A 26,300-nucleotide genomic window follows, 5' to 3' on the forward strand; every position below is an offset into this window, starting at 1 on the left:
CGCTCCGCCCCCCATTTCCATGAGGCTGGCGAACCGCACCCACACGGTCAAGGACAGACTGCGGTCCTCAGGCCGCCCAATCCGGGTGGAAGGCCGGGTTCACCACCCGCCGGTCCTTCGGCAGGGCGGCGATGGCGGCCAGATCATCCTCGGTCAGCAAAGGCGCCACGTCGATCGCGGCAAGGTTGGCGGCCTGGCTCTCGCGGCGTCCGGCCTTGGGGATCGGCACCACCCCCTCCTGCCGCAGCAGCCAGGCCAGGGCGACCTGCCCGGCGGTGACGCCAAGCCGCTCACCGATCGCCATCATCACCGGGTCCTGCGCCATCCGCCCCTGGGCCAGCGGCGAATAGGCGGTCAGCGCCATGCCGGCGGGGCGGGTGATCTCCAGCAGCCGCGACTGGTCCAGCATCGCATGGTACTCGACCTGCAGGCAGGCGAGCGGCGCGCCATGCGCCAGCGCCTTCCGCAGCAGCCCGGCGGGGAAGTTGGCGACGCCGATGGCGCGGACCAGCCCCTCCTCCTTCAGCGCCACCAGCGTGTCGAGCGCGGCGCCGAGGTCCATGCCCTTGGCCGGCCAATGGATCAGGTACAGGTCCAGGTAATCGAGCCCCAGCCGGCGCAGCGACATCCCGCAGCAGGTGCGGATCGCATCGGGGGCGAGGTTGGTCCACCACACCTTGGAGGTGACGAAGGCCTCGGCCCGCGGCAGGCCGGAGGCGGCCAGCGCCATGCCGACCATTTCCTCATTGCCATACATCTCGGCGGTGTCGAGGTGGCGGTAGCCCAGCCCGATCGCCGATTCCACCGCGGCCTGACCCGAAGCGCCCGCCAGACGCCAGGTCCCGAGGCCGAGACGCGGGATGGAAATGCGGTCCGTCGTGTACTTCGGGATCATGCGGAACTCCGTTACTGCCGGGACAGGTTCACCACGCCACAGAAGCCCCATTCGGTGCCGAAGGCGAGATGGGTGCCGCTGGGATTCCAGGCCAAGGCCGAAATCGGCCCGCGCCCGGGGGCCGCGACCGGCACCACCTTGCCCGAGGTGACCTCGACCATCAGCACCAGACCGTCGTTGAAGCCGGCGGCCACCACCTCATGCTTCGGGTGGCAGGCGACGCGGGAAACCAGCGCCTCATCCCCCCCGGCGAGTTCCGTCGGCGCCTTGCCCATCGGCCCGCCGCCGAAGAAGGGCCAGAGCACCACCGCCTCGGACCCCGCCGTGGCCAGGAACCGGCCGCTCTGGGTGAAGCCCATGCTGCGCGTCTTGCCCGGGTAGCCGGACATGCGCATGTGCTGCCCATCCTCCAGCCGCCAGCCGTGCAGCGAGGCTTCCTGCATCGCCGTCACCACATGCGTGCCATCGGGGTGGATGGCGACGCCGATGTGGCTGCCCTTCCATTCCAGCAGCCGGGGCTTGTCCTCCTTGGCCGCGACGTACCAGAGGCTTGCCCCATTGTAGTGCGAGGCGACGATGCGCTTGCCCTTGCCGTCCAGCGCCACGCCGGTGACGGTGGAGGGGTGGGCCAGGCTCTTGAGCAGCCTGCCCTTGCCATCCAGCACATGCACGGCGCGGCCGATGGCGGCCAGCCGCACGCCGGCGGGATGCGCGGCCAGGTTCTCCACCCATTTCATCGCGCCATAGCTGCCAAGCTCGGTGCCGGTGCCATCCGGGGCGGTGCGCAGCAGCCGCCCGTCATCGCCCCCGGTCAGATAGCCATCGGCGCAATCGGCGACGAGCGCGCGGGTCGAGCCCTCATGCGCGGCGATGCCCTGCCATTCGGCCTCCGGGGCCGCCACCTCGGCGATGTGCAGGCTGCCGTCGCCCAATGCGAAGGCGGCGGTGCCCCCGGTACGGCAGAAGGCAGCCCCCATGACCCAGGCTTCCAGGTTCCGCGACACGCCGCGCGTTTGCAGCAGCGCATCGGCCTCGTTCAGGCTCGTGCTCATCAGGCGGCGCAGGCCTCGAAGCCGCGACGCAGGCGCGGGCGGTTCAGGTCGCGGCCGATGAAGACGATCTTGCTCTTGCGCGCCTCGCCCGGCTTCCAGGGGGTGATGAAATCGCCGTCCGCGATCATGTGCACGGCCTGGAAGGCGAAGCGCCGGTCCTCGCCCGCATAGGCCAGGATGCCCTTGGTCCGCAGCAGGTCCTGGCCCTTGGTCGCCAGCAGGTCGCTGATCCAGGCGTTGAATTTTTCCGGGTCGATCGGCTTGTCGGTCTCGAAGGAGAGGCTCTGGATCTCCTCGTCATGGCTGTGGTTGTCCTCGCCCGAGAGGAACTCCGGCTCATGCTCCAGGATGCGGGCGAGGTTGAAGGCGTCGCGCCCGATCACCTGGTCCAGCGGCACCTGGGATTTTTCGGACCGGATGAGCTGCGCCCAGGGGTTGATGGTGCGGATACGGGCCTCGACGGCATCGGCCTCGGCGGGCGTCACCAGATCCATCTTGTTCAGCACGATGAGGTCGGCGAAGGCGAGCTGCTCGGCGGCCTCCTTGCTGTCGGCGAGGCGGGCCAGCAGGTTCTTGGCATCGGCCACGGTGACGATGGCATCGAGCCGGGTCGCCCGCTTCACATCCTCATCGACGAAAAAGGTCTGCGCGACGGGCGCCGGATCGGCGAGGCCAGTGGTCTCGACGATGATGCCGTCCAACTGACCGCGCCGCTGCACGAGGCCGGAGAGGATGCGGATGAGGTCCCCGCGCACGGTGCAGCAGATGCAGCCGTTGTTCATCTCGAACACTTCCTCGTCGGCATCCACGACGAGGTCGTTGTCCACCCCAAGCTCCCCGAACTCGTTGATCACCACCGCGAATTTCTTGCCGTGGTTCTCGGTCAGGATGCGGTTCAGCAGCGTGGTCTTGCCGGCGCCGAGGTAGCCCGTCAGCACGGTGACCGGGACGGGGGGGCGATCATGCGACGCGGCAGGGGAAACGGGGGGGACGGGTTGTGACATCGCGGGCCTCCGGGCATTCCGCGCTATATGGGCCGTCCGCCCCCGGCTGGCCACGCCCCCTCGGGGGGGCAGGGCTGCACCGGTGGCGGGAAGGGCGGCTAGCGGAAGCCGTATTGCGTCACGCTGCAGGTGTCGATGCCGCGGCGCTCCTGGGCGGCGCCGTTCATGAACACGACCCGCATATCCGCGGTGCAACTGCCGTTGGGCGGCAGCGCAATCCATATAGTCCCCCCGGGGTTCAGCAGATTGGCACCCAGCCGGTCCTGCCCCCAGACGCTTTGCGAGGAGGACGAGACGTAGAGCTCGCGGATCGTCGTCCCGGTCCGGTTCACGAAGGTGAAGGACGGGTTGCGATCGACCGCGACCTGCTTGCCGCCCGGCGCGATCGCCGCCCCCGCCCCGCCGCCGAAGGTGATGGTGGTGATCTGGCAGGCATCGACGCCCATGCGCCGATCCTCCCCACCGCCCTGGTAGGTGACCCGCACATCGATCCGGCAGTCGTAGGTATTGGGTGTGACCCAAACCCGCTGGCCCGGGTTCAGCACCCCGGCGCCGAGAATATCGCCGCCCCAGTCGCTGATCACGCTGGGCGAGACGAAGGCCGACATGATGACCTGGCCGGTATTGTTCTGTAGCCAAAACCTGTTCCGCTGCTGTGCCTCTGCCGGAGCGCAGAAGCCGAGCAGGACCGCGAGGACGGCGAGCCAGACGCGCATGGGGCGTATTCCTTCTGGATGTCGGACCATCGCCGCCACGCTAGCAAAGCTGGAATGGACGGCAAGTGACGGGAGGGAGAGCACCCGCCCCGCCCGATTCGGAACGATTCGGCCCTGTAGTGGTGGCGAGCCTTCCGACCCACCAGGGCTGGAGTCGTTCCCTGACGCGATTCGTTCTCGCGACTCGGCGCATGGCATTGATTTATATAACGGCGTTCCTTGCGAATCGGGCCGGAACGAATCACGGAACGTTCCGGGGGCCGAAGCGGGAACCTGCGGACCCAGGCGGTGCGGCCCCTGAGCGCAACGATACTCCCTGGGGGGCCTGTTCCTGCGGCGGCGGTGAGGCAAGCCTCCAACCGCGTCACCGCCGCGATCCGCACCTCCGAGGAGGCGCTGCCACCCTGGTTCACCGCCCAGGGCAAGACCGTGCAGACCCCGGACCGCGCCGCCTTCCGCACCGCCGCGGGGCCGCTGCACCATGACGCCTCGGCCGGCGCGGGCTGGAACCGGGAGCAACGACCGCCTCCAGGCGATCACCGCCTGACGGCGCGGCAACGAGGCTTGCGCGCCCGCCCCGGCGGACGCACAAACCTCGCGGACATCGGGGGGAGCCCATACCGGGCTGAGAGGCGGGCAACCGCGACCCCTGGAACCTGCTCCGGTTCGGACCGGCGAAGGGATCGGTGCGCCTTACCCGGCCAACCGTACGTCCGCCCCCCCGTCCGCGTGACGGGGCCGGCGGCGCACGGCTGCACGGTCGCCCCCTCCCCCCGCCTGCCACCAGACCCGGCGTGGGAGGAGATTTTAGGCCCATGCATCGTCGTAGCCTGTTCGCCGCCGCCCTCGCGGCGCCGCTCGCCGCCCCGGCCCTGGCGCAACCCGCCGCGTCCCGCGTGCTGCGCTTCATGCCGCAGGCGGGGCTGGTCGGGCTGGACCCGATCACCCAGCCCACCACGATCAGCACGACGCATGGCTATTGCGTGTTCGACACGCTCTACGGTGTCGATGCGGCGCTGCGGCCGCGGCCCCAGATGGCCGAAGGGCATCAGCTTTCGGCCGATGGGCTGCTCTGGACCATCCGCCTGCGCGACGGCTTGCGCTTCCATGATGGCGAGCCGGTCCGCGCCCGGGATTGCGCCGCCAGCCTGCGCCGCTGGGCCGCGCGCGACGCTTTTGGTCGCATCCTGGCCGAGGCCGTGGCCGAATGGGGTGCTGCGGATGACCGGACCCTGGCGATCCGGCTGCACCGCCCCTTCCCGGCGCTGCTGGATGCGCTGGCCAAGCCGGTGGCGACGCCGGCCTTCATCATGCCCGAGCGGCTGGCCGCGACCCCACCCGAGCGCGCGATCACCGAGTTGGTCGGCTCTGGCCCCTGGCGCTGGCTGCCGGATGAATTCGTGCCGGCCTCCCATGCGGGCTACGCGAAGAACGAGCATTACATTCCCCGCGACGAGCCGGCGGAAAGCGCCTCGGGCGGCAAGCGGGTGCATTTCGACCGGCTGGAATTCGTCTGGATCCCCGATCCCGGCACCGCCGTCGCGGCCCTGCGCCAGCATGAGGTCGATTGGGTGGAATATCCGCTGCCCGATCTGCTGCCGGTGCTGGCGCGCGACCGCGGGATCACCACCCAGGTCTATGACCCCAACGGCTTCCTGGGCTTCCTGCGCTTCAACCATCTGCATCCGCCCTTCGACCAGGTGGCGGTGCGGCGCGTGGTGCGCGACCTGATCGGCCAGTCGCAGATGGACTACATGGCCGCCGTGGCCCTGCCGGGCGATGGCAAGGAATGCCATGCGCTCTACGCCTGTGGCCTGCCGGGCGTGGTCGAGGCGCCAATGCCGCCGCCGATCCAGGACCCCGCCGCCGCGTTGCGCGCCGCCGGCTACAAGGGCGAGAAGGTCACCATCATCAACCCGACCGATTTCGCCGCGATCGTGCCGCAGGGCCGGATCACGGCGGAAGCCCTGCGCCGGGCCGGCATGGACATCGACCTCATCGAGGCCGACTGGCCCACCATCGTCGCCCGCCGCGCCAACAAGGCCGCCCCGGCCCAGGGCGGCTGGAACATCTTCCACACCAATCTGCCCGCCGCCGGCACCGCCAACCCGGCGGTCAACCCGATCATCCGCGCCAATGGGGAGGCCGCCTGGTTCGGCTGGCCGAGCGATGCGGCGACCGAGGCGGGGGTGGCGGAATGGCTGTCCGCGCCGGATGCGGCGGCGCAGGCGGCGGCCTTCGCCAAGGTGCAGCGGATCGGCTGGGATGCGGTGCCCTTCGCGCCGACCGGGCAATTCGTGCTGCGGACGGCCTTTCGCAGCGACCTTACGGGCGTGCTGCAAGGGCCGAACCCGATGCTGTGGAATCTGCGGCGGGGGTAGGTTTGAGGCCGTTTGCTCTCGTCTGCGCGCTCAAGGGTTAACCCTCGAGAGCAGCGCGCGCTGAGGCGCCCTTTTTGGCCGCGGAAGCTGCTGTGAACAGGTTGATAGGGATCCGCGGAACTGGCGCTCGCTGGCTCCGCCCTCCCGGCAACCACGGAGTCCACCATGAGCCTTCCTCAAAGAGCGACCGCGGCCGGCCGATCGCTAGGCGTTCTGACCGACACGTCGTCGTTCAATCGCTTCCCACTCTGGAACTTGCCCGACTGTGCTGGCCATCTTGGGCTGGCTTCACCGTTCATTCTTACATTGAGGTATATGGCCAGAGTAGCCATGACTCCTTGCGGCCCCGCTGTTCCCAGGGATACAGTGAAAAAGGAACCGGGACAGTGATTCCCTCGTATTCCTTTGCGCCTGGCGCAGATAGATGCGGGACGGTCATTCTCCTTTCTGCCGCAGGCAACAGGGAGCGTAGCGCCAATCGTCCGGCAGCAGGACAGACGGGCAAGAACATAGCTGTTGCGCTGCGTGAGTTACGCATTGCGCTTCCACAGGTATTCCCCGAAACTGATCTGGAGTTCTATCGTATAGTCAATGCGAGTTCAGACGTACATTTTCGGCGGCTCACCGAACGTACAGAGGCAACTGATGCCGAGATCCGGAATCCAGCCAATCTGGCAAGGGTGAGAGATGCCGTGGGATCCCCGCGCTACTTGGTAATCCTTGGTAGGAAGGCGTGGGTAGCAGCGGAATGGGCTCAGCTTCCCGGCGAGCGGCTGAGTGCCTGCCATCCCGCCCACGGTGGCATTAACAGAAAGTACACATCAACGGGCCGCACCCCCTCCGAGCGAAATCATGAGCGGATTTCGCTTTGGGGGGGGGATTTAATTCAAAGCCTGAGCCCCAGTTGCAGGTAGCAAGCGCCACTCGCCCTGGGCCAAGTTGTCGTTTTCGCGCTTATCCCCGGTCGGGCGATTCTTCCAGGGCTGAAGAGCCTCAGGCCCGCCCCGCCGCCCCCGAGAGCAGCAGCGGGTCCACCCGCAGCTTGCGCAGGGCGCGGCGCCACTTCGCCTCATGGTCCGGGTCGAACAGCAGCGCCTCATCGGGCGACACGCTCAGCCAGGCATTCTGCTGGATCTCATTCTCAAGCTGCCCCGGCCCCCAGCCGGCGTAGCCGAGCGCCAGAACACCCTCGCGCGGGCCACCGCCCTCGGCGATGGCTTTCAGGATATCGACGCTGGCGGTCAGCGCGTAATCGCCGCCGACATGCAGGCTGCCTTCGCTGGACCAGTCGGCGGTGTGCAGCACGAAGCCGCGCGCCCCCTCCACCGGGCCGCCGGCCAGCAGGCGGATGCGCCGCGCGGGCGGCGTCGGCGCCACATCGAGCTGCTTGAGCAGATCCTCGAAGGAGGGAGTCTCCAGCGGCTTGTTCATCACGATGCCCATCGCCCCATCGGGCGAATGCGCGCAGAGGCAGATGATCGCCTGCGCGAAGCGCGGGTCCTGCATCCCCGGCATGGCGATCAGCAGCTGACCCCCGAGGTAGCCGCCACCGGCCTGCCCCGCCCGTGTTCCACTGCCGTCGCCGGACGCCGTCTTCCGGGCCGCGGCCCGGAAGTCTTCCGGAATCTCACCTGTGCGTGCTCGTCGTCCCATGGGCCTAAGTGTGGACACCCGCCGCCGCCGCCGCAAGCGGGGTGACAGTTCTGCGGACTCATCATACAATTCGTCCTGATTTTCACACGGAGTTCTGCCCCATGGCGATTCAGCCCGGCGATGCCATACCCGTCATGAGCATCCAGCAGGCGACGCCCGAAGGGCCGCAGGCGCTTGATACGGCAGCGTTTTTTGCCGGCCGCACGGTGGTGCTCTTCGGCGTCCCCGGTGCCTTCACCCCGACCTGCTCGGCCAAGCATCTGCCCGGCTTCGTCACCCATGCGGCGGCGCTGAAGGCCAAGGGCGTGAACGCGATCGCCTGCATGGCGGTGAATGACTCCTTCGTGATGTCGGCCTGGGCCAAGGATCAGGGCATCACCGACGAGGTGACGATGATCGCCGATGGCTCGGCGCTGTTCACCAAGGCGCTCGGCCTGGAGTTGGACCTGACGGCCCGCGGGCTTGGCGTCCGCTGCCAGCGCTTCGGCCTGATCGCCAAGGATGGGAAGGTCACCCACATCGGCGTCGAAGCCCCCGGCGGCTTCGAGGTCAGCACAGCCGAAGCCATGCTGGCCGCACTTTGAGTCGCCATATGGATCCCCTGTCGCTGAGCCTATTCGCGTGGCAGGCCTCGATGGTCTTCGCCCTGCGCTCCGCGTCGCTCGCCTTCGACCCGATGACCGCGAGCAGCCGTCTGGCGGATATGGCGGCGGAGAAGCACACCGCCTTCACCGCGGGCTGGTTCGACGCGGCGGCGGCGATGGCCTCCGGCGCCCGGCCGGACCAGGTGGCGGCAGCCGCGATAGCGCCCTCCCGCCGTCAGGTCGCGGCGAATGCACGGCATCTGACCCGGAGCTGAACCAATCAGGGCGTAAGGGGCGCTGTTGTATTATTGCGACAGCTCTCGCCATAAGAGTACTTGCAGGGGCCTTCAGGCAACTTTGACGCGTCTACCGTGTTGACCTTTCCTGATGTCCATGTCGCAAGGAAAATCTCGTGTGTCGGATGACCCGTTCCTGATTGTCGAAGACGACGTCGTGGTTTCGCTCGACCTTGAGTACATTGTCGCACGGCGGTTCCATGGTCCTGTCGTTGCCGTCTCCAGCGTGGCACAGGCACGCGCCCGGGTATCCGGGCCGATCCGGGCGGCCTTGCTCGACATCGACGTGCGCGACGGCACCACTTTGGCCCTGGCCGAGGATCTCCGCTTGCGCGGGGTGCCGTTCGCCTTCGTCTCGGGCAGCGAGCCCGGGAGTCTGCCGGCGCGGCTGCGCCATATCCCCTTTGTGTCGAAGCCCTATGCACCGGATGCGGTAACCCGGGCGCTGGGTGAAATTCTCCGGGCGCCAGTCACCTCGTGAGGCAATACCTCGCCGATCCAGGGCGTCTCGCCGCGCTGGACGCCTTCAATATCCTGGACACCCCCCGCGAAGGGGCCTTCGACGACGCCGTGCACCTTGCCAGGACGATCTGCGGCACCGCGGTCGCGGCCGTGAACCTGCTGGCGGCGGATCGGCAGTGGTTCAAGGCGGAGGCAGGCCTGGGCGTGCGCGAGACGCCGCTGGATGGCTCGATCTGCGGCGTGGCCGCCATGTTGGCGCCCGGTCTGACGGTGGTGCCGGACACGCTGGCCGACCCCCGCTTCGCGGACTCCCCCCTGCTCGGCACCCCGCCCTTGCGCTTCTACGCCGGCGCGGTGCTGCAAACCGCCGAGGGCTTCCGGATCGGCACCCTCTGCGTGCTGGACCCAACCCCCCGCCCCGAGGGGCTGACCGAGGCGCAGACCTCCGGGCTGACCGCCCTCGCCCGCCAGGTCATGGCGCAGCTGGAGCTGCGCCGCGCGCTCGCCGCCGTCGGTGTCGGGGCGCGCAGCTTCCGCGCCATCGCCGAAACCGTGCCGCAGATGATCTGGTCGGCGCGGCCGGATGGGCACGTCGATTACTTCAACCGCCGCTGGCATGAATTCACCGGCGGCGCGCCCGGCGCGGCCGATGGCGATGGCTGGGCGGTCTCGATCCACCCGGAGGACCTCCCGGCGACACATCTGGCCTGGAACGCGGCGGTGGCGACGGGGGAGCCCTATTTCGCCGAATACCGCGTGCGCCGCCACGATGGCGCCTGGCGCTGGTTCATCGCCCGCGCGACCCCGGTGCGGGATGCCGAGGGGCGGATCGAGCGCTGGTTCGGCACCAGTACCGATGTCGATGACCTCAAGCAGGCCGAGGCCGCGCGCGAATTGCTGGCGCGCGAGCTGAACCACCGGATGCGGAATATCTTCACGCTGATCGGCGGCCTCGTGTCCATCACCTCCCGCAGCTTCGCCGAAGCCACCGATTATGCCGATGCGCTGCGCGTGCGGATCAGCGCCCTGGCCCGCGCCCATGAATTCGTCACCCCGGTCGAGGCCGATGCCGCCGCGCAGGGCGGGCTGCCGGGGCTGTTGGAAGTGCTTCTCGCGCCCTACCCGGGCACCGCGGGGGCCGATATCGTGATCGATGTGCCGGACCTGCCCGTCGGCCCCCGCGCCGCGACGGCGCTGGCGCTGATCCTGCATGAGCAGGCGACCAATGCGTTGAAATACGGCGGCCTGTCGCGGCCGGGCGGCCGGGTCGCGGTGACGGCCCGGGCAGAGGGCGACCGGCTGCTGCTGGTCTGGCGCGAAACCGGCGGCCCCGCGATCGATGGGCCGCCGAGCCGGTCAGGCTTCGGCACCATGCTGGCGGCGCGCTCGGCCGAGGGCCACCTCAACGGCAAGATCACCCATGACTGGCAGCCCGAGGGGCTGGTCGCCACGCTCTCGGTGCCGCTGGCGATCCTGGACAGCTGAAGCCGGTTCAGGCGCCGCAGCCGGCGTCCCGCAGCAGGCTTTCCACCGCGTCTTCCGGGACATCGCTGCTGGTGAAGGCCTGCCCCGGCCCACGCAGCAGGATGAAGCGCATCTTGCCCTCGCGCGCCTTCTTGTCGCTGCGCATCCGCGCCATCAGCCGCTCGGTCGAGAACGGCCGGGGCATGTCCACGATCCGCGCCCGCAGCCCGACCGAGGCCACATGCCGCGCGACCCGCGCCGGCAGCCCCGCCTCGGCATGGCCGAGCCGGGTGGAGAGCGCGGCCGCCAGCACCAGCCCGATCGCCACCGCCTCGCCATGCAGCAGGCTGCCGTCGTAGCCGCATTCGGCCTCGATCGCATGGCCGAAGGTATGGCCGAGGTTGAGCAGCGCGCGGCCGCCATCGGGCGCCTCCTCCCGCTCATCCGCCGCGACCACGGCGCCCTTGAGCTTGCAGGAGGCGAGCACCGCATGGCGCAGCGCCGCAGGGTCGCCGGCGATGGCGGCGGGGCCATTCGCCTCGCACCAGTCCCAGAGCGGGCCGTCCAGCAGCCCGTGCTTGGCAACCTCGGCCCAGCCCGCGCGCAGTTCGCGCGCAGGCAGGGTCGCGAGCGTCGCGGTATCGGCCAGCACCAGCTTCGGCTGGTGGAAGGCGCCGACCAGGTTCTTGCCGGATTTGAGGTTGATGCCGGTCTTGCCGCCGACGCTGCTGTCCACCTGGGCCAGCAGCGTCGTCGGCACCTGCACGAAGGCCAGGCCCCGCAGCGTGGTCGCGGCGACGAAGCCCGCCAGATCCCCGACCACCCCGCCGCCGAGGGCGATCACCGTGGTCCGCCGGTCCGCCCCCGCGGCCAGCACCCGCTCGGTCACCTCGGCGTAGGAGGGGAAGGATTTGGTGGCCTCCCCGGGCGGCACCACGATTTCGGCGAGGATCGTGAGCCCGCCCTCCTCCAGCCCCGCGCGCAGCGAGAGCCCGTGGCGGCTCGCGACATTGGCATCGGCGATGACGACGACCCGCCTGCTCGGCAGCAGCGGCGCCAGCAGCGCCCCGGCCCGGGCCAGCAGATTGCCGCCGACCAGTATGTCGTAGGGCTGGGAGAGCGGCACCGTCAGCCGCTCCGCCTCGGCATGGTTGCCGATCGCGGCCATGACGCGGCGGGTGGTGGTTTCGGGCGGTTCGTCGGTGCAGTCCACGATCAGCTCGGCCTCGGTATAGATGGGGTGGCGGGCCGTGATCAGCCCGTCCAGGACGGCCGCGGGATCGCGGCCATGGAACATCGGGCGGTGGTCCCGCCCGGCGACGCGGCGCAGCAGGGTCGGCGCCCGCGCGCGCAGCCAGACGCTCATGGCGCCCGAGGCCGTCACCGCGCGGCGGGTGGCCGGGTCCATGAAGGCCCCGCCCCCGGTCGCCAGCACCAGCGGCGGGCCGGCCAGCAGCCGGGCGATCACCCGGCGCTCGCCGTCGCGGAAATGCGGCTCGCCGTAGCGCGCGAAGATTTCGGTGATCGGAAGCCCCGCGGCGGCCTCGATCTCCACATCCGCGTCGCGGAACGGCAGGCCCATGCGGGCCGCCAGGCGCCGCCCGATCGCCGACTTTCCCGCGCCCGGCAGGCCGATCAGGACAATACTCCGCTCCTGCGCCACGGGCTCGCCCGGGCGGTGGGGGCGGGCCGTCTCGGGGGCGCGTTCGGGGCGATCCGGGGCCGTGAGGTCGAGGTTGCGTGACACGGTGGCGAAGGCTAGCACACAGCAACCCCCCGCACAGGATGCCTCTCCCCTCATGTTTCGCCGCCCCGTGCTTTCGATCCTGCTGGTGATGATCCTCGTGATCCTGGCCGGGCTCCTGGCCGTTGGCGCCTTTCCGCCGAGCGTGGTGCCGCAGCCGGTCGAGCGCGCGATCCCCAACGAGCGATTCGGCACCCGCTGACGCCCATGCCCGGCGGCCGCCACGTCGAGGCGTTTCTGGAAATGCTGGCCGCCGAACGCGGCGCCGCGCGCAACACCATCGCCGCCTATGCCGCCGACCTCGCCGATTTCGCGCCCAATGCCGGAGGCCCCGTGCATCAGGCGCGGCCGGAGGCGCTGTCGGCCTATCTACGCGGGCTGTCGGACCAGGGGCTGGCCCCGCGCACGGCACAGCGCCGCCTCTCCGCCCTGCGGCAATTCTTCGGCTTCCTGGCGCGGCAAGGGGTGCGGGAGGATGACCCGACCCTGCTGCTGGCAACTCCCAAGATCCCGGCCAGCCTGCCCAAGCCCTTGGCCGAGGCCGAGGTCACGCAATTGATCGAGGGCGCGGCCCGCCTGCCCGAACCGCGCGGCGCGCGGGCGGTGGCGATGCTGGAGCTGCTCTATTCCTCCGGCCTGCGCGCGAGCGAGGCGGTGACCCTGCCCGCCGCCGCGTTGCGGGCGGGCTCCGTGCTGGTCACGGTGCGGGGCAAGGGCGGGCGGGACCGGCTGGTGCCGATCTCGGACCGCGCGCGCCAGGCGGTGGCGGCGGCGCTGGGGGCGCCCGAGCCGAATCGGCGCTGGCTGTTCCCCTCGCGCGGGGCCTCAGGGCATCTGACCCGCCAGGGGCTGGGCGTGCTGCTGAAGGATGCGGCGCTGGCCGCCGGGATCGACCCCGGGCGGGTCAGCCCGCATGTGCTGCGCCATTCCTTCGCCAGCCATTTGCTGGCCCATGGCGCCGATCTGCGCAGCCTGCAGATGCTGCTGGGCCATGCCGATATCGCCACGACGCAGATCTACACGAAGGTGCTGGAGGAGCGGCTGCGGGCGCTGGTCGAGGCGCACCACCCGCTGGCCGGCCGCACAAAAGAAGACCCCCGCCTCCCGTGAGGGAAGCGGGGGCAAGGTGCCATGGCCGGCAAGGGAGAGTCCTGGAGGCTGCAACCGGCCACGGAGTCTGGGGGGAGAGAGGCGCAGCCCCAGGGTATGTCTGGAGTGTCAACGCCAAGTCTTGACGAAAGGTTTCGCTGCGCCGCGAAAAAATCGGGCGAAGGCGTCACTTATCTTTACGGCGCGCCGGGGACGCCCCGCTCCACCTGCCGCTTCCAGTCGTTGACGTCATAGCAGGTGGTGACCCGGGCGATCCGACCGTCGCGGATCTCGAGGAAGGCCCCGGCGGGCAGCACATAGCCCTGGCCATGGGCAGGCGGCATGCCGGCATCGGCAATGAGATAGGTGCCGGTCACGGTGAATTCCGCCGCGGCCCGGGTGCCGGTCGCATCCACCATCACCACCATGCCGGTCAACTGCTCGCGATAGGCGCGCCCCATCCAGCCGAGGAAGGACGCGAAGGCGGCACGGCCGGTCTCGCGGCCGCCCTGGTTGATGTCATGCACCACATCCTCGGTCAGCAGCGCCAGCATCCCCGGCCAATCGGCGCGGTTGAAGGCGTCGTAGTAGCGGCGGACCAGGGTTTCAGTGGCGTGCATCGGGGGGCGCTTCCTTGCCGGGGCTTCGGGCCCGCGCTTATGGTGCGGCCCCTTGCGAGAGCCCAGCCAAAAAGCATGACCGACCGCCCTCCCTCCTTCCAGGAGATCATTTTCCGCCTTTCCGCCTTCTGGGCGGCGCAGGGCTGCGTGATCCTCCAGCCCTACGACATGGAGATGGGGGCCGGGACCTTCCATCCGGCGACAACGCTGCGCGCGCTCGGTCCGCAGCCCTGGCGCGCGGCCTATGTGCAGCCCTCGCGGCGGCCCTCGGATGGGCGCTACGGCGAGAACCCCAACCGCTTGCAGCACTATTACCAGTATCAGGTCATCCTGAAGCCCAGCCCGGCCGATCCCCAAGGGCTGCTGCTGGACTCCTATCGCGCGCTCGGGCTGGACCCGATGCTGCATGATTTCCGCTTCGTCGAGGATGACTGGGAAAGCCCGACCCTCGGGGCCTGGGGCCTCGGCTGGGAGGTCTGGTGCGACGGGATGGAGGTGACGCAGTTCACCTATTTCCAGCAGGTCGGCGGCATCGCGGTGGAAAAGCCCTGCGCCGAGCTGACCTACGGGCTGGAACGCCTGGCGATGTACATCCAGGGCGTCGAGAATGTGTACGACCTGGATTACAACGGCGCCGGCGTCACCTACGGCGATGTCTTCCTGCGCGCCGAACAGGAGTTCAGCGCCCATAATTTCGAGGCTGCCGACATCGCCATGCTGTTCCGCCATTTCGAGGATGCGGAGGCGGAATGCGCGGCCCTGCTCGACCGCAAGCTGGCTCTGCCGGCCTATGACCAGTGCATCAAGGCCTCGCATCGCTTCAACCTGCTGGATGCGCGGGGGGCGATCAGCGTGACCGAGCGCGCGGCCTATATCGGCCGGGTGCGGGCGCTGTCGCGGCGCTGTTGCGAGGCCTGGATCGCGCCGCAGGAAAACGCCCCGGCGACCCATGCCTGAGTTTCTTCTCGAACTCTTCTCCGAAGAGATTCCCGCCCGCATGCAGCCGCGCGCGGCCGATGACCTGAAGCGCCTGCTGACCGAGGCGCTGGCCCCCGCCGGGCTGAAGCTGGCCGAGGTGCAGCTGTTCCACGGCCCCCGCCGCATCGCGCTTACGGCCGAACTGCCCGCCGGCACCGCCGCGGAGACGCGGGAGGAACGCGGCCCCCGCCAGGGCGCCCCACCCGCCGCGATCGAGGCTTTTTTGCGCTCCAAGGCAGGACTGCCGCCGGAGCAGGTCGCGCGCGCCGCCGCAGCCCTGGCGGCGGGCGAGGATTTCGCCGAGGCGGGGGTTGCCGCGGGCTTCGCCGATACCGGCAAGGGCGTGTTCCTGCTCGCCCGGCTGGACCGGCCGGGGCGGCCGACCGCCGAGCTTCTGGCCGGCGCCCTGCCCGGGCTGCTGCGCCGCTTCCCCTGGCCGAAGTCGATGCGCTGGGGCGGGAGTTCCGCCTTCACCTGGGTGCGGCCGCTGAAGCGCATCCTCTGCGTCTTCGACGGCCGCGTGGTGCCCTTCGACCTGCGCCACGGCGAGGATGACGGGCATGGCCTGGCCTCGGGCGAACTGACCGAGGGCCATCGCATCATGTTCCCCGGCGCCTTCCCCGCGACCAATGCGGTGGATTGGCAGCGCGGGCTGCGGATGCGGAACGTGGTCGCCGATGCCGCCGAGCGGCTGGCGCTGGTGCGCGACGGCATCACCACCTTGGCCGCGGCCGAGGGGCTGGTGATGGTGCCGGATGAACCGCTGCTGGCGGAGATCGCGGGGCTGGTGGAATGGCCGGTGCCGCTGCTGGCGCGGATCGACGACGCCTTCATGGACCTGCCACCCGAGGTGATGCGGACGACCATGCGGGCCAACCAGAAATACGTCTCGCTGCGGGAGGCCGATGGCCGGCCCGCGGCGCGCTTCGCTTTGGTCGCCAATATCGCGGCCAAGGATGGCGGGGCGGCGATCGCGGCGGGCAATGAGCGGGTGCTGCGGGCGCGGCTGTCCGATGCGCGCTTCTTCTGGGACCAGGACCGCAAACAGCGGCTGGAAAGCCGGTTGCCCAAGCTCGATACCGTGGTGTTCCACGCCAGGCTCGGCACCCAGGGGCAGCGCGTGGCGCGGCTGGCGCGGCTGGCGCGCTGGCTGGCACCACATGTCGGGGCCGATCCCGCGCTGGCCGCACGGGCGGCGAAGCTGGCCAAGGCCGATCTCGGCACCGGCATGGTCGGGGAATTCCCCGAATTGCAGGGGCTGATGGGCCGCTACTACGCGATCCATGACGGCGAGGTGCCGGCGGTGGCCGATGCCATCGCCGAGCATTACCGCCCCGCCGGGCCCGGCGATGCGGTGCCGGTGCATCCGGTCAGCATCGCCGCGGCATTGGCGGATAAGCTGGACCAGTTGGCGGGCTTCTTCGCCGTCGATGAACGCCCGACCGGCAGTGGCGACCCCTATGCGCTGCGCCGCGCGGCCTTGGGCGTCATCCGCATCATCCGCGAGAACGCGCTGCGGCTGCCGCTGACCGATGCGCTGGCCGAGGCCTTCTTCGGCTTCCCCCAGGCGGTCGGCATGACGAGCGACCCCGAATTCGGCATGGCGGTCGCGGCCGAGGTGATGGCAACCGGCTGGGAGCCCGCACGCGACTCCGCCCAGCCGACGATGGTCGCCGCCTTCGCCACCGGGGTGCTGCGCTTCCTGACCGAGCGCCTGCGCGTCACGTTGCGGGCCGAGGGCGCGCGGCACGACATCCTCTCGGCGGTGATGGAGCGGGACGACGACCTGCTGCGCCTGCTGGCCCGGGCCGAGGCGCTGGGCGACACGCTGGACTCGGCCGAGGGCGCGGATCTGCTCGCGGCCTATCGGCGCGCGCAGAACATCCTGCGGATCGAGACCAAGAAGGACGGCCCGCATGACGGCCCGGTCGAGGATGTGCTGCTCTACCAGACCGAGGAGCGGGCGCTCTCCACGGCCATCGACGAGGCCCGGCCGGTCCTGGATGCGGCGCTGACGGCGGAGGATTTCCCCGCCGCCATGGCTGCTCTCGCGACCTTGCGGACGCCGCTCGATGCTTTCTTCACCGCCGTGGTGGTCAATGACCCGGATGCCGCGTTACGACGCAACCGCCTGGCGCTGCTGTCGCGGCTGACCACGGCGATGGATCGCGTCGCAGACCTCTCAAAGATCGAAGGGTAAGCCACTATGAGCAACCAATGGGTCTATGCCTTCGGCGCCGGCCGCAACGAGGGCGGTGCCACGATGCGCAACCTGCTCGGCGGCAAGGGGGCCAATCTGGCCGAGATGGCCAGCATCGGCCTGCCCGTGCCCCCCGGCTTCACCATCACGACCGAGGTCTGCACCGCCTTCTACGACAATGGCCGCAAATATCCGGCCGATCTGGAAGCCCAGGTCGAGGCCGGGCTGAAGCACATCGAGGCCGCCGTCGGCGTCAAATTCGGCGACAACCACCACCCGCTGCTGGTCTCGGTCCGCTCCGGCGCCCGCGTCTCCATGCCGGGGATGATGGATACGGTCCTGAACCTCGGGCTGAATGATTCCACGGTGGAGGGCCTGGCCGAGGCCTCGGGCGATGCCCGCTTCGCCTGGGACAGCTACCGCCGCTTCATCCAGATGTATGGCTCGGTGGTGCTGGGCGTGGACCATCACCGTTTCGAGGAGATCATCGAAGGGCTGAAGCTGGACGAGGGCTTCACGGAGGACACCCAGTTGACCGCCCAGGACTGGCACCGCATCGTCCATGGCTACAAGGAGATGGTGGCGCAGGAGACGGGCAAGCCCTTCCCGCAATCCCCGCATGAACAGCTCTGGGGCGCGATCGGCGCCGTGTTCGGTTCCTGGATGAACCCGCGCGCCAATACCTATCGCCGTCTGAACGACATCCCCGCCAACTGGGGCACCGCCGTCAACGTCCAGGCGATGGTCTTCGGCAACATGGGCGAGGATTGCGCCACCGGCGTCTGCTTCACCCGCGATCCCTCGACCGGCGAGGACATCTTCTACGGCGAGTATCTGATCAACGCCCAGGGCGAGGATGTCGTCGCCGGCATCCGCACCCCCCAGCCCATGGCCCAGCTCAAGGCCAAGCCCGGCGAGGTCAGCATGGAAGTGGCCATGCCGAACGCCTATGCCGAGTTGGTCGAGGTCCGCGCCAAGCTGGAAAAGCACTACGCGGACATGCAGGACATCGAGTTCACGGTGCAGCAGAACAAGCTGTACATGCTCCAGACCCGCACCGGTAAGCGCACCGCCGCAGCCTCCCTCAAGATCGCCGTGGACATGGCCGAGGAAGGGCTGATCGACCGCACCGAGGCCGTCCGCCGCGTGAACCCCGGCGCCCTGGACCAGCTCCTGCACCCGACGCTGGACCCCAAGGCCAAGCGCAAGCTGCTCTCCAAGGGCCTGCCCGCGAGCCCCGGTGCCGCCTCCGGCATCGTGGTGTTCAACGCCGATGAGGCCGAGGCCCGCGCCGCCAAGGGCGAGGCCGTCATCCTCGTCCGCATCGAGACCAGCCCCGAGGACATCCACGGCATGCACGCCGCCCGCGGCATCCTGACCACCCGCGGCGGCATGACCAGCCACGCCGCCGTGGTCGCCCGCGGCATGGGCCGCCCCTGCGTCGCCGGCGCCGGCGGCGTGCAGGTGGACTACCACGCCCAGGCGCTCGCCGCCGGCGGCCAGATCATCCGCGGCGGTGAGACCATCACCCTCGATGGTGCCACCGGCGAGATCTTCGTCGGCCATGTCGCGATGATCGAACCCCAGCTTTCGGGCGACTTCTCGACCCTGATGGGCTGGGCCGACGAGGTCCGCCGCCTGAAGATCCGCGCCAACGCCGAAACGCCCCTGGATGCCGACACCGCCCGCCGCTTCGGCGCCGAGGGCATCGGCCTCTGCCGCACCGAGCACATGTTCTTCGACCCCGCCCGCATCGGCGCCGTGCGCCAGATGATCATGAGCGAGACCGAGGGCGGCCGCCGCGACGCCCTCTCCAAGCTGCTGCCCTTCCAGCGCGAGGATTTCGCCGCCCTGTTCCGCATCATGGCCGGGCTGCCCGTCACCATCCGCCTGCTCGACCCGCCGCTGCATGAATTCCTGCCGCACAAGGACGAGGAGATGGCCGAGGTCGCCGAATCCCTCGGCGCGGACCTCGCCACCATGCAGCGCCGCGCGGCGGAGCTGGCGGAAGCCAACCCCATGCTCGGCCATCGCGGCTGCCGCCTCGGGATCACCTACCCCGAGATCTACGCCATGCAGTCCCGCGCGATCTTCGAGGCCGCGATCCTGGTCGGCGAGGAAACCGGCAACCCCGTGGTCCCCGAGATCATGATCCCCCTCGTCGGCATCAAGCGTGAGCTGGACATCACCCGCGCCCAGGTCATCCAGGTCGCCGAGGAAGTCTTCGCCGAACGCGGCACCCGCGTGGAATACTTGGTCGGCACCATGATCGAGCTGCCCCGCGCCTGCCTGACCGCCGACAAGATCGCTGGCGCCGCGGACTTCTTCAGCTTCGGCACCAACGATTTGACCCAGACCGTCTTCGGCCTGTCGCGCGACGATGCGGGCAAGTTCCTGCCCTACTACGTCGAGAAGGACATCCTGCCGAAAGACCCGTTCGTCTCCATCGACGTCGAGGGCGTCGGTGCGCTGATCGCCATGGCCGCCGAGAAGGGGCGCAGCGTGAAGCCGGGCCTCAAGCTCGGCATCTGCGGCGAGCACGGCGGCGACCCGGCCAGCATCCAGTTCTGCGAGACGGCGGGGCTGGATTACGTCTCCTGCTCGCCCTACCGCGTGCCGGTGGCGCGCCTCGCGGCGGCACAGGCGGCGCTGAACAACGTCAAGAGCACATGAACAAGGACGGGGGCGCTGCCCCCGAGCCCCCGCCGGGGGGCGAGGCGCCCCCCGGACCCCGCCCCAGCCAAAAGGCCAAGCGGGAGGCGAAGCTGGCGGCGGCGCTGCGGGAGAACCTCAAGCGCCGCAAGGCACAGGCGCGGGAACGACAGGACGAGACCAAGCCGCGTTAGGCACGGGATGGACGCCGCGCGAGATCGTCATGACCGGCCGGGCGATCCAGGGCGCCAAATTCGTCGGCACCCCCGATAGGGTCGCGGGGCAAATGGCCGAGGTGATGGAAGACATCGGCGGAGCAGTAAAAGATGCTCCATCTTAACAATTCTATGGCAATATGGACTCATTCTCGGTCGAAGATTATATTCCAATAGAGGTCCCAAAATGCCCCAACCCTTTATATATCAAAATAATAATAACGACGTTCTAATTCATGGAGTACATGCTTTAGAGCAAAGACCCGCGCTTTCTATCGGCATTGCAAAAATATGCACGCAATGGAGCTGGCTAGAACAAAATTTGGCGATCCTCTTTGTGAATGCTCTTGCAGGCGCTCAAGGCGCAGCATTAGCAATTTACAATACATTTGTAGATAGAAGACTTAAATCTGAAGCATTCAAGGCCGTGATTGCTGCGAGAAAATCGGATGAGCTAAATCAGAAGTCGGGTGCATTATTTATAAATGTAGATAAGTTGGCAAAAAGAAGAAATTACATAATACACGGCGCTTGGTCGGCGCTAGAAAGAAGGCCAAATTCCCTTTTGTTGTGGGGCCAGACAGAACGTGCGAACCGACTATTTGAAATTGATAACGATTTACGTGAGCGGCAAGATAATAATCTTGCCCGATCTAGAGGTGAACTCGCAGATTCAGAGTGGAACGAAAAAAGAAAGATTCACACCATTTCTGTAAAGCCATTGCATTTCACGGAATATACTGCGGCCGATTTCGACCAACTTTTATTGGATATCCGCAAATCCGATGCGCAAATCGCTGAGATCAGTAATCTTCTTAGATTGCCTTTGTAATACCCCCCACAAGTAGCAATGCGCCGCAGCACGAAAGGGATCGAAATTCCTTGACATTTCCGATGAAATAGGCTATTTATCCTAGATCCTCACCGAGCCCCCCATGCCCCCTCACCGCACCCCACCCCGCCCTGCCGGCCCCATGACCGACCTCGAGTGGAACGCCCTCGCCCCCTACATCCTCTGGCATGGCGCCGGCCGCCCCGTCGCCAACCTGCGCGCCCGCATCGACGGCATGTTCTGGATCGCCGCCACCGGAAAGCCGTGGAAGGACCTGCCAAAAACCCACGGCACCCCCGACACCGTCTCCCGCCATTTCCGCCGCCTCACGCAGCGCCACCTCTGGCAGCGCCTGCTGCATGCCTTGGCGGACCCGAAAGTCCCCGCAGCGCTGAAGTCGCTTGAGCCTTGGATCTGCCGCGCCTGCCACCGCGCCGTGCGTCTGGCGGGGATGAGCCTGATCACCACAGCCCGGCGTCTCGGCTTCTTTTCCGCCTTGCGCGGCCCCTCCTGGATGGTGCCCGACCTGGATTTGTCCGAAACCATCCGCCGCGTCACGGATTACTGGCTGGATCGTGTCCTGCGGGACCGCGCTTCGGTCCCCCGCGGCATTTTCGCCTTGTGTGGGCGGCTTCTGGCCACCGCCGGGGGGCGTCGCTACGTCCCTCGCTGCCTATGGCCTGCCTGATGCGCGCCCACCACGGTTGCCCCGCCCCCCGCATCGTCGTATCCGACGCGCCCGATCCACCGGAGAGTCCCTTTGCCGATCCTGCCCGATACCTGGATCCGCCGCATGGCGACGGAACACGGCATGATCGAGCCTTTCGCCGATCGCCAGCACCGTGACGGCACCATTTCCTGGGGCCTGTCCTCCTTCGGCTATGACGCGCGCATCGCCGATGAGTTCAAGATCTTCACGAATGTGGACAACGCCCTGGTGGACCCCAAGCGGTTCGACGACACGAGCTTCGTCACCCGTCGCGGCCCGACCTGCATTATCCCGCCAAATTCATTCGTGCTCGGCCACACCATCGAATACTTCCGCATCCCCCGCGATGTGCTGGTGATCTGCCTGGGCAAAAGCACCTATGCCCGCTGCGGGCTGATCGTGAATGTCACGCCGCTGGAACCGGAATGGGAGGGCCAGGTGACGATCGAGATCAGCAACACCACGCCTTTGCCCGCCCGCATCTATGCCAATGAAGGCATCTGCCAGTTCCTGTTCCTGCGTGGTGAAACCGCCCCCGAAATCTCCTACGCCGACCGCAAGGGCAAGTATCAAGGCCAGCGCGGCGTGGCATTGCCGAGGCTCTGATGGATCGCATCCGCATCCGGGGTGGGCGCCAGCTTTCCGGCACCATCCCCATCTCCGGCGCCAAGAACGCCGCTTTGCCGCTGATGGCCGCCGCCTTGTTGCTGGACGGCCCGCTGGTGCTGACCAACGCGCCGGACCTGGCCGACATCGGCACCATGGGGGCGCTGCTGCGCCAGCACGGGCTGGTGGTGGAGCATGACAAGGTGGCGCGGACCATCACCCTCTCGGGTGCCGCGACCAATCTTGAGGCACCTTATGATCTGGTGCGGAAGATGCGCGCCTCCGTGCTGGTGCTGGGGCCGCTGGTCGCGCGCTATGGCCAGGCGAAGGTCTCGCTGCCCGGCGGTTGCGCCATCGGCACGCGGCCGGTCGACCTGCACTTGTCGGGGCTGGAGAGCCTGGGGGCGACCATCTCCCTCGACAGCGGCTACATCAACGCCACGGCCAAGGACGGGCTGCATGGCGCCAAGATCATCTTCCCCCAGGTCAGCGTCGGCGCCACCGAGAACCTGATGATGGCCGCGACCCTGGCGACCGGCGAAACCACGCTGGTGAACGCGGCGCGGGAGCCGGAAATCATCGACCTGGCCGCCTGCCTCATCGCCATGGGCGCGCGGATCGAGGGCGCGGGCTCTGACCGCATCCGCATCCAGGGCAAGGCGCCGCTGGGCGCCGCCACCCATGCCATCGTGCCCGACCGCATCGAGGCCGGCACCTACGCCTGCGCCGCCGCCATCACGGGCGGCGAGGTGGTGCTGGGCGGGGCCCGGCTGGAGCACCTCGGCGCCGTGGCCCGGGTGATGCGGGAAGCGGGCGTGGAGGTCACCGAAATCCCCGAGGGGCTGCGCGTCTCCCGCCTGAACGGCCTGCACGGCGCCGATGTGATGACCGAGCCCTTCCCCGGCTTCGCCACCGACATGCAGGCGCAGTTCATGTCGCTGATGGCGGTGGCCGAGGGCGCCTCGATGGTCACCGAGACGATCTTCGAGAACCGCTTCATGCACGTCCCGGAGTTGACCCGGATGGGCGCCAGGATCGTGATCCACGGCGCCTCGGCGATCGTGCGCGGCGTGCCGCAGCTTTCGGGCGCCCAGGTGATGGCGACGGATCTGCGCGCCTCGGTCTCGCTGATCCTGGCGGGGCTGGCGGCGCGCGGGGATACCGTGGTCAGCCGCGTGTATCACCTGGACCGCGGCTACGAGCATGTGGAGCGCAAACTCGCCGCCGTGGGTGCCGATATCGAACGTTTGCCGGGCTGACCGATGGATCTGCCGATCAACGAACGCAGCCTGCGGATGGAGGCTCAGACCCCCTTGGTGCTGGCCCTGCCCAAGGGCCGCATCCTCAAGGAGCTTGGGCCCCTGCTGGCCCGCGCCGGCATCTTCCCCGCCGCCGACTTCGACGATGAGGACAGCCGCCGCCTGCGGTTCGAGACCAACGACCCTGGTCTGGACGTGGTGCGTGTGCGCCCCTTCGATGTCGCGACCTTCGTCGCCCATGGCGGCGCGCAGATCGGCGTCGCCGGCGGCGATGTGCTGATGGAGGCCGACAGCCCCGAGGTTTACGCCCCCCTCGACCTCGGCATCGGCCGCTGCCGGGTGTCGGTGGCCGAGCCCGCCGCGACGGCGGGGCGGGATGACCCGAGCCGCTGGTCGCGCGTCACCGTGGCGACGAAATACCCCAACATCGCCCAGCGCCATTTCGCCGCGCGCGGCGTGCAGGCGGAGATCGTGCACCTCAACGGGGCCATGGAGCTGGCGCCGGGGCTCGGCCTCGCCCGGCTGATCGTGGATCTGGTGCAGACCGGATCGACCCTGGCCGCCAACGGGCTGGTGGAGACCGAGGTGATCGCCCAGGTCACCTCCCGCCTCGTGGTCAACCGCACCGCGCTGAAGACCCGGCCGGAGGCGATCGCCGCCCTGATCGCCCGTTTCCGGGCGGCGCTGCCGGCATGAAGCGGCTCGACACCAGCGAGGAAGGTTTTGCCGGGGATTTCGCCGCCCTGCTGGATCAGGCGCGGGAGACCACCGCCCGCGTGGATGGCGTCGTCGCCGGCATCATCGCCGAGGTCCGGGCCGGGGGCGATGCCGCGCTGATCGACCTCACCGCCCGCTTCGACCGCTGGCGCCCGGCGGATGCCTGCGCCCTGCGCGTCACCGCCGCCGAGATCGACGCCGCCATCGCCGCCTGCGACGCCGAGGACCTGGCCGCGCTGGATATGGCCGCCGCCCGGATCGAGCTGTTCCACCGCGCCCAGATGCCGCGCGACATCGAGATCGACGATCCCCTGGGCCTCACCCTCGGGATGCGCTGGGGTGCCTTGGATGCGGTCGGGCTCTACGTGCCGGGCGGCAAGGCGGCCTACCCGTCCTCGGTGCTGATGAACGCGATCCCCGCGCGGGTCGCGGGCGTGGGCCGGATCGCCATGTGCGTGCCGACGCCGGATGCGGTGCTGAACCCGCTGGTGCTGGCCGCCGCCCGCCGCGCCGGGGTCGCCGAGGTCTTCCGCATCGGCGGCGCCCAGGCCGTGGCCGCGATGGCCTATGGCACCGCGACCATCGCCCCGGTGGACCGCATCGCCGGTCCCGGCAACGCCTATGTGGCCGAGGCCAAGCGCCAGGTGTTCGGCCGCGTCGGCATCGATTCCATCGCCGGGCCGTCCGAGGTCGTGATCCTCGCCGATGCCGCCAACGACCCGCGCCATGTCGCCCTCGATCTGATGGCCCAGGCCGAGCATGACGAGGCCGCCCAGGCCATCCTCATCACCGATGACGCGGATTTCGCGGACGCCGTCGCCGCCGCGGTGGCCGAGGCGCTGACCACCCTGCCGCGCGCCAATATCGCCGCCGCCTCCTGGAACGCGCATGGCGCGATCCTGCTGGTGCGCGACTGGGAGGAGGCCGCCGCCCTGACCGACCGTCTGGCGCCCGAGCATCTGCAGGTCATGGTCCCCGACCCGCGCGCGCTCTTCGCCCGCATCCGCCATGCCGGCGCGGCCTTCCTCGGCCGGCATTGCCCCGAGGCGCTGGGCGATTACGTCGCCGGGCCGAACCATGTGCTGCCGACCGGGCGCAGCGCGCGGTTTTCGTCCGGGCTGTCGGTGTTCGACTTCCTCAAGCGCACCACCTGGGTCGAGGCGACCCCCGCCGGCATCGCCGCCATCGGCCCCGCCGCCGTGCGCCTGGCGACAGCCGAGGGGCTGACGGCGCATGCGGCCTCGGTCGCGGCGCGGCTGGGCTAAGCCTCGCCCGCCAGGACCAGCGCCCGCGCATAGACCTGGCGGCGCGGCAGGCCCGTCGCCTCCGCCACCGCCGCCGCCGCGTCCCGCAGGCTGAGCCTGGCCATCGCGGTGCGCAGCGCGGTGTCCAGGTCCTCCTCCGCCGTGGCGGGTTCCTCGGGCGCGGGGGCGACGACGACGACCATCTCCCCGCGCGCGGCATGGGTCGCGTAATGCGCGGCCAGATCGGGCAGCGTGCCGCGCCGCACCTCCTCGAATTTCTTGGTCAGTTCGCGGGCGACCGCGGCCTCGCGCGGCCCAAAAACCTCGGCCATGGCGGCGAGGCTTTCTGCCACGCGATGCGGCGCCTCGTAGAAGATCAGCGTCGCGGTCAGCCCGGCGCGTTCGGCGGCGCGCAGCCGGGCGAGCTCGGCCAGCCGCGGCCCGTCGCGCGGTGGCAGGAAGCCGTGGAACAGATGCGGGTTCGGCGGCAGCCCCGAGAGCACCAGCGCCGTCAGCGCCGCATTCGGCCCCGGCACCGCCGTCACCGGCAGCCCCGCCGCGATCACCGCCCGCACCAGCCGGTAGCCGGGGTCGGACATCAGCGGCATCCCGGCATCGGAGACCAGGGCCAGCCGCTGCCCGACCAGCATCCGTTCAACAAGTCGCGGTGTCGTGCCGATTTCATTGTGGTCGTGCAGGGCAACCAGTGTCGCCGACACCCCTTCCCGTGCCAGAAGGGGAGCGGTTACACGCGTATCCTCGCACAGCACCACATCCGCCCCCCGCAGGGCGGCGACGGCGCGGGGCGAGAGGTCACCAAGATTGCCGATGGGGGTGGCGACCAGCGTCAGCCCCCCGGTGACAGGAGGTTCGATTGCCGGTCCAACACGCTCGTCCTCGTTTTCGGCTGACACGCTGGCGGTTCCTC

The 26,300-nt window shown here is 69.1% G+C and carries 25 protein-coding genes and 1 riboswitch; of the genes, 17 read left to right on the forward strand and 8 right to left on the reverse strand.

The genetic code is table 11. The features are described 5' to 3' along the window. Nucleotides 1–67: 67 nt before the first annotated feature. From C8P66_RS11950 to C8P66_RS11965, 4 genes are all read right to left on the reverse strand, one after another. On the reverse strand, nt 68–895 hold the full coding sequence (locus C8P66_RS11950; RefSeq protein WP_111398490.1) for an aldo/keto reductase: 828 nt from the start codon (nt 893–895) through the stop codon (nt 68–70). Nucleotides 896–906: 11 nt separating this feature from the next. Then, entirely contained in the window at nt 907–1,947 is a 1,041-nt protein-coding gene (locus tag C8P66_RS11955; protein WP_111398491.1) for a WD40 repeat domain-containing protein, read from the reverse strand. After that, the gene (locus C8P66_RS11960; RefSeq protein ID WP_111398492.1) at nt 1,947–2,951 is read right to left on the reverse strand and encodes a CobW family GTP-binding protein; all 1,005 of its coding nucleotides are present in this window, start codon (nt 2,949–2,951) and stop codon (nt 1,947–1,949) included. The genes C8P66_RS11955 and C8P66_RS11960 overlap by 1 nt, the downstream gene beginning before the upstream one ends. Nucleotides 2,952–3,049: 98 nt before the next feature. Beyond that, entirely contained in the window at nt 3,050–3,667 is a 618-nt protein-coding gene (locus C8P66_RS11965) for a Tat pathway signal protein (RefSeq protein ID WP_111398493.1), read from the reverse strand. 597 nt (nt 3,668–4,264) lie between these two features. Beyond that, nucleotides 4,265–4,368: riboswitch (TPP riboswitch) on the forward strand. Nucleotides 4,369–4,482: 114 nt separating this feature from the next. Here C8P66_RS11965 and C8P66_RS11975 point away from each other — a divergent pair. After that, nucleotides 4,483–6,048, forward strand: coding sequence for an ABC transporter substrate-binding protein (locus tag C8P66_RS11975; RefSeq protein ID WP_111398494.1), 1,566 nt, complete (start codon nt 4,483–4,485; stop codon nt 6,046–6,048). A gap of 993 nt (nt 6,049–7,041) precedes the next feature. Here the strand turns inward: C8P66_RS11975 and C8P66_RS11980 are convergent. Further along, on the reverse strand, nt 7,042–7,701 hold the full coding sequence (locus C8P66_RS11980) for a YqgE/AlgH family protein (protein WP_111398495.1): 660 nt from the start codon (nt 7,699–7,701) through the stop codon (nt 7,042–7,044). A gap of 101 nt (nt 7,702–7,802) precedes the next feature. Between C8P66_RS11980 and C8P66_RS11985 the strand changes: the two genes are divergently transcribed. The 4 genes from C8P66_RS11985 (at nt 7,803) to C8P66_RS12000 (ending at nt 10,528) form a co-directional block, all read left to right on the forward strand. Then, nucleotides 7,803–8,285 (forward strand): peroxiredoxin, encoded by a 483-nt coding sequence (locus C8P66_RS11985; protein ID WP_111398496.1) that lies wholly within the window; start codon nt 7,803–7,805, stop codon nt 8,283–8,285. Between the two features lie 8 nt (nt 8,286–8,293). Continuing rightward, the gene (locus C8P66_RS11990; RefSeq protein WP_111398497.1) at nt 8,294–8,560 is read left to right on the forward strand and encodes a hypothetical protein; all 267 of its coding nucleotides are present in this window, start codon (nt 8,294–8,296) and stop codon (nt 8,558–8,560) included. A 112-nt stretch (nt 8,561–8,672) separates the two neighbouring features. Then, nucleotides 8,673–9,062 (forward strand): response regulator, encoded by a 390-nt coding sequence (locus C8P66_RS11995; RefSeq protein ID WP_158537224.1) that lies wholly within the window; start codon nt 8,673–8,675, stop codon nt 9,060–9,062. Then, nucleotides 9,059–10,528 (forward strand): sensor histidine kinase, encoded by a 1,470-nt coding sequence (locus C8P66_RS12000; protein WP_111398499.1) that lies wholly within the window; start codon nt 9,059–9,061, stop codon nt 10,526–10,528. Before C8P66_RS11995 ends, C8P66_RS12000 begins: the two co-directional genes overlap by 4 nt. Before the next feature lie 7 nt (nt 10,529–10,535). Here C8P66_RS12000 and aroB read toward each other — a convergent pair whose 3' ends face one another. Continuing rightward, nucleotides 10,536–12,254, reverse strand: a complete 1,719-nt coding sequence (gene aroB, locus C8P66_RS12005) for a 3-dehydroquinate synthase (RefSeq protein ID WP_245903455.1) — start codon at nt 12,252–12,254, stop codon at nt 10,536–10,538. 52 nt (nt 12,255–12,306) lie between these two features. Between aroB and C8P66_RS24000 the strand changes: the two genes are divergently transcribed. Both C8P66_RS24000 and C8P66_RS12010 read left to right on the forward strand, forming a co-directional pair. Continuing rightward, nucleotides 12,307–12,453 (forward strand): hypothetical protein, encoded by a 147-nt coding sequence (locus tag C8P66_RS24000; protein WP_170141574.1) that lies wholly within the window; start codon nt 12,307–12,309, stop codon nt 12,451–12,453. A 5-nt stretch (nt 12,454–12,458) separates the two neighbouring features. Beyond that, nucleotides 12,459–13,361, forward strand: a complete 903-nt coding sequence (locus C8P66_RS12010; protein WP_111398501.1) for a tyrosine recombinase — start codon at nt 12,459–12,461, stop codon at nt 13,359–13,361. A gap of 176 nt (nt 13,362–13,537) precedes the next feature. Here the strand turns inward: C8P66_RS12010 and C8P66_RS12015 are convergent, their stop codons facing one another. After that, a complete protein-coding gene (locus C8P66_RS12015; protein ID WP_111398502.1) occupies nt 13,538–13,960 on the reverse strand; it encodes a ketosteroid isomerase-related protein in 423 nt (140 codons plus the stop codon). Nucleotides 13,961–14,035: 75 nt separating this feature from the next. On the opposite strand from C8P66_RS12015, the gene C8P66_RS12020 reads away from it, so the two are divergent. The 10 genes from C8P66_RS12020 to hisD all read left to right on the forward strand — a co-directional run bounded on the left by C8P66_RS12020 (nt 14,036) and on the right by hisD (nt 25,393). Then, complete coding sequence (locus C8P66_RS12020) at nt 14,036–14,917, forward strand: glycine--tRNA ligase subunit alpha (RefSeq protein WP_111398503.1); 882 nt, start codon at nt 14,036–14,038, stop codon at nt 14,915–14,917. Then, a complete protein-coding gene (gene glyS, locus C8P66_RS12025) occupies nt 14,910–17,138 on the forward strand; it encodes a glycine--tRNA ligase subunit beta (RefSeq protein WP_111398504.1) in 2,229 nt (742 codons plus the stop codon). Before C8P66_RS12020 ends, glyS begins: the two co-directional genes overlap by 8 nt. 6 nt (nt 17,139–17,144) lie before the next feature. Next, nucleotides 17,145–19,811 (forward strand): pyruvate, phosphate dikinase, encoded by a 2,667-nt coding sequence (ppdK, locus tag C8P66_RS12030; RefSeq protein ID WP_111398505.1) that lies wholly within the window; start codon nt 17,145–17,147, stop codon nt 19,809–19,811. Further along, complete coding sequence (locus C8P66_RS23865; protein ID WP_158537225.1) at nt 19,808–19,984, forward strand: hypothetical protein; 177 nt, start codon at nt 19,808–19,810, stop codon at nt 19,982–19,984. Before ppdK ends, C8P66_RS23865 begins: the two co-directional genes overlap by 4 nt. Before the next feature lie 208 nt (nt 19,985–20,192). Beyond that, entirely contained in the window at nt 20,193–20,837 is a 645-nt protein-coding gene (locus C8P66_RS23540; RefSeq protein ID WP_146422831.1) for a hypothetical protein, read from the forward strand. A gap of 142 nt (nt 20,838–20,979) precedes the next feature. Continuing rightward, a complete protein-coding gene (locus C8P66_RS12035; RefSeq protein WP_158537226.1) occupies nt 20,980–21,525 on the forward strand; it encodes a transposase in 546 nt (181 codons plus the stop codon). Nucleotides 21,526–21,597: 72 nt separating this feature from the next. Continuing rightward, nucleotides 21,598–22,152: a dCTP deaminase gene (gene dcd / locus C8P66_RS12040; RefSeq protein WP_111398507.1), complete on the forward strand. Its 555-nt coding sequence runs from the start codon at nt 21,598–21,600 to the stop codon at nt 22,150–22,152. Next, nucleotides 22,152–23,411, forward strand: coding sequence for a UDP-N-acetylglucosamine 1-carboxyvinyltransferase (gene murA / locus C8P66_RS12045; protein ID WP_111398508.1), 1,260 nt, complete (start codon nt 22,152–22,154; stop codon nt 23,409–23,411). The genes dcd and murA overlap by 1 nt, the downstream gene beginning before the upstream one ends. A gap of 3 nt (nt 23,412–23,414) precedes the next feature. After that, entirely contained in the window at nt 23,415–24,107 is a 693-nt protein-coding gene (gene hisG, locus C8P66_RS12050) for an ATP phosphoribosyltransferase (RefSeq protein WP_111398509.1), read from the forward strand. Beyond that, a complete protein-coding gene (hisD, locus tag C8P66_RS12055; protein ID WP_111398510.1) occupies nt 24,104–25,393 on the forward strand; it encodes a histidinol dehydrogenase in 1,290 nt (429 codons plus the stop codon). Before hisG ends, hisD begins: the two co-directional genes overlap by 4 nt. On the opposite strand, the gene rsmI is transcribed toward hisD, so the two are convergent. Then, nucleotides 25,390–26,286, reverse strand: coding sequence for a 16S rRNA (cytidine(1402)-2'-O)-methyltransferase (gene rsmI / locus C8P66_RS12060; RefSeq protein ID WP_111398511.1), 897 nt, complete (start codon nt 26,284–26,286; stop codon nt 25,390–25,392). The genes hisD and rsmI overlap by 4 nt on opposite strands. Nucleotides 26,287–26,300 lie beyond the last annotated feature (14 nt).

Source organism: Humitalea rosea (assembly GCF_003253705.1).
GTDB classification, from domain to species: Bacteria; Pseudomonadota; Alphaproteobacteria; order Acetobacterales; family Acetobacteraceae; genus Humitalea; species Humitalea rosea.

Excerpts from the sequence above, each read along its gene's own strand:
- C8P66_RS11950 (WP_111398490.1), bottom strand. The coding sequence starts at position 895 with ATGATCCCGAAGTACACGACGGACCGCATTTCCATCCCGCGTCTCGGC.
- C8P66_RS11955 (WP_111398491.1), bottom strand. The coding sequence starts at position 1,947 with ATGAGCACGAGCCTGAACGAGGCCGATGCGCTGCTGCAAACGCGCGGC.
- C8P66_RS11960 (WP_111398492.1), bottom strand. The coding sequence starts at position 2,951 with ATGTCACAACCCGTCCCCCCCGTTTCCCCTGCCGCGTCGCATGATCGC.
- C8P66_RS11965 (WP_111398493.1), bottom strand. The coding sequence starts at position 3,667 with ATGCGCGTCTGGCTCGCCGTCCTCGCGGTCCTGCTCGGCTTCTGCGCT.
- C8P66_RS11975 (WP_111398494.1), top strand. The coding sequence starts at position 4,483 with ATGCATCGTCGTAGCCTGTTCGCCGCCGCCCTCGCGGCGCCGCTCGCC.
- C8P66_RS11980 (WP_111398495.1), bottom strand. The coding sequence starts at position 7,701 with ATGGGACGACGAGCACGCACAGGTGAGATTCCGGAAGACTTCCGGGCC.
- C8P66_RS11985 (WP_111398496.1), top strand. The coding sequence starts at position 7,803 with ATGGCGATTCAGCCCGGCGATGCCATACCCGTCATGAGCATCCAGCAG.
- C8P66_RS11990 (WP_111398497.1), top strand. The coding sequence starts at position 8,294 with ATGGATCCCCTGTCGCTGAGCCTATTCGCGTGGCAGGCCTCGATGGTC.
- C8P66_RS11995 (WP_158537224.1), top strand. The coding sequence starts at position 8,673 with ATGTCCATGTCGCAAGGAAAATCTCGTGTGTCGGATGACCCGTTCCTG.
- C8P66_RS24000 (WP_170141574.1), top strand. The coding sequence starts at position 12,307 with ATGTTTCGCCGCCCCGTGCTTTCGATCCTGCTGGTGATGATCCTCGTG.
- C8P66_RS12010 (WP_111398501.1), top strand. The coding sequence starts at position 12,459 with ATGCCCGGCGGCCGCCACGTCGAGGCGTTTCTGGAAATGCTGGCCGCC.
- C8P66_RS12015 (WP_111398502.1), bottom strand. The coding sequence starts at position 13,960 with ATGCACGCCACTGAAACCCTGGTCCGCCGCTACTACGACGCCTTCAAC.
- C8P66_RS12020 (WP_111398503.1), top strand. The coding sequence starts at position 14,036 with ATGACCGACCGCCCTCCCTCCTTCCAGGAGATCATTTTCCGCCTTTCC.
- glyS (WP_111398504.1), top strand. The coding sequence starts at position 14,910 with ATGCCTGAGTTTCTTCTCGAACTCTTCTCCGAAGAGATTCCCGCCCGC.
- ppdK (WP_111398505.1), top strand. The coding sequence starts at position 17,145 with ATGAGCAACCAATGGGTCTATGCCTTCGGCGCCGGCCGCAACGAGGGC.
- C8P66_RS23865 (WP_158537225.1), top strand. The coding sequence starts at position 19,808 with ATGAACAAGGACGGGGGCGCTGCCCCCGAGCCCCCGCCGGGGGGCGAG.
- C8P66_RS23540 (WP_146422831.1), top strand. The coding sequence starts at position 20,193 with ATGCCCCAACCCTTTATATATCAAAATAATAATAACGACGTTCTAATT.
- C8P66_RS12035 (WP_158537226.1), top strand. The coding sequence starts at position 20,980 with ATGACCGACCTCGAGTGGAACGCCCTCGCCCCCTACATCCTCTGGCAT.
- murA (WP_111398508.1), top strand. The coding sequence starts at position 22,152 with ATGGATCGCATCCGCATCCGGGGTGGGCGCCAGCTTTCCGGCACCATC.
- hisG (WP_111398509.1), top strand. The coding sequence starts at position 23,415 with ATGGATCTGCCGATCAACGAACGCAGCCTGCGGATGGAGGCTCAGACC.
- hisD (WP_111398510.1), top strand. The coding sequence starts at position 24,104 with ATGAAGCGGCTCGACACCAGCGAGGAAGGTTTTGCCGGGGATTTCGCC.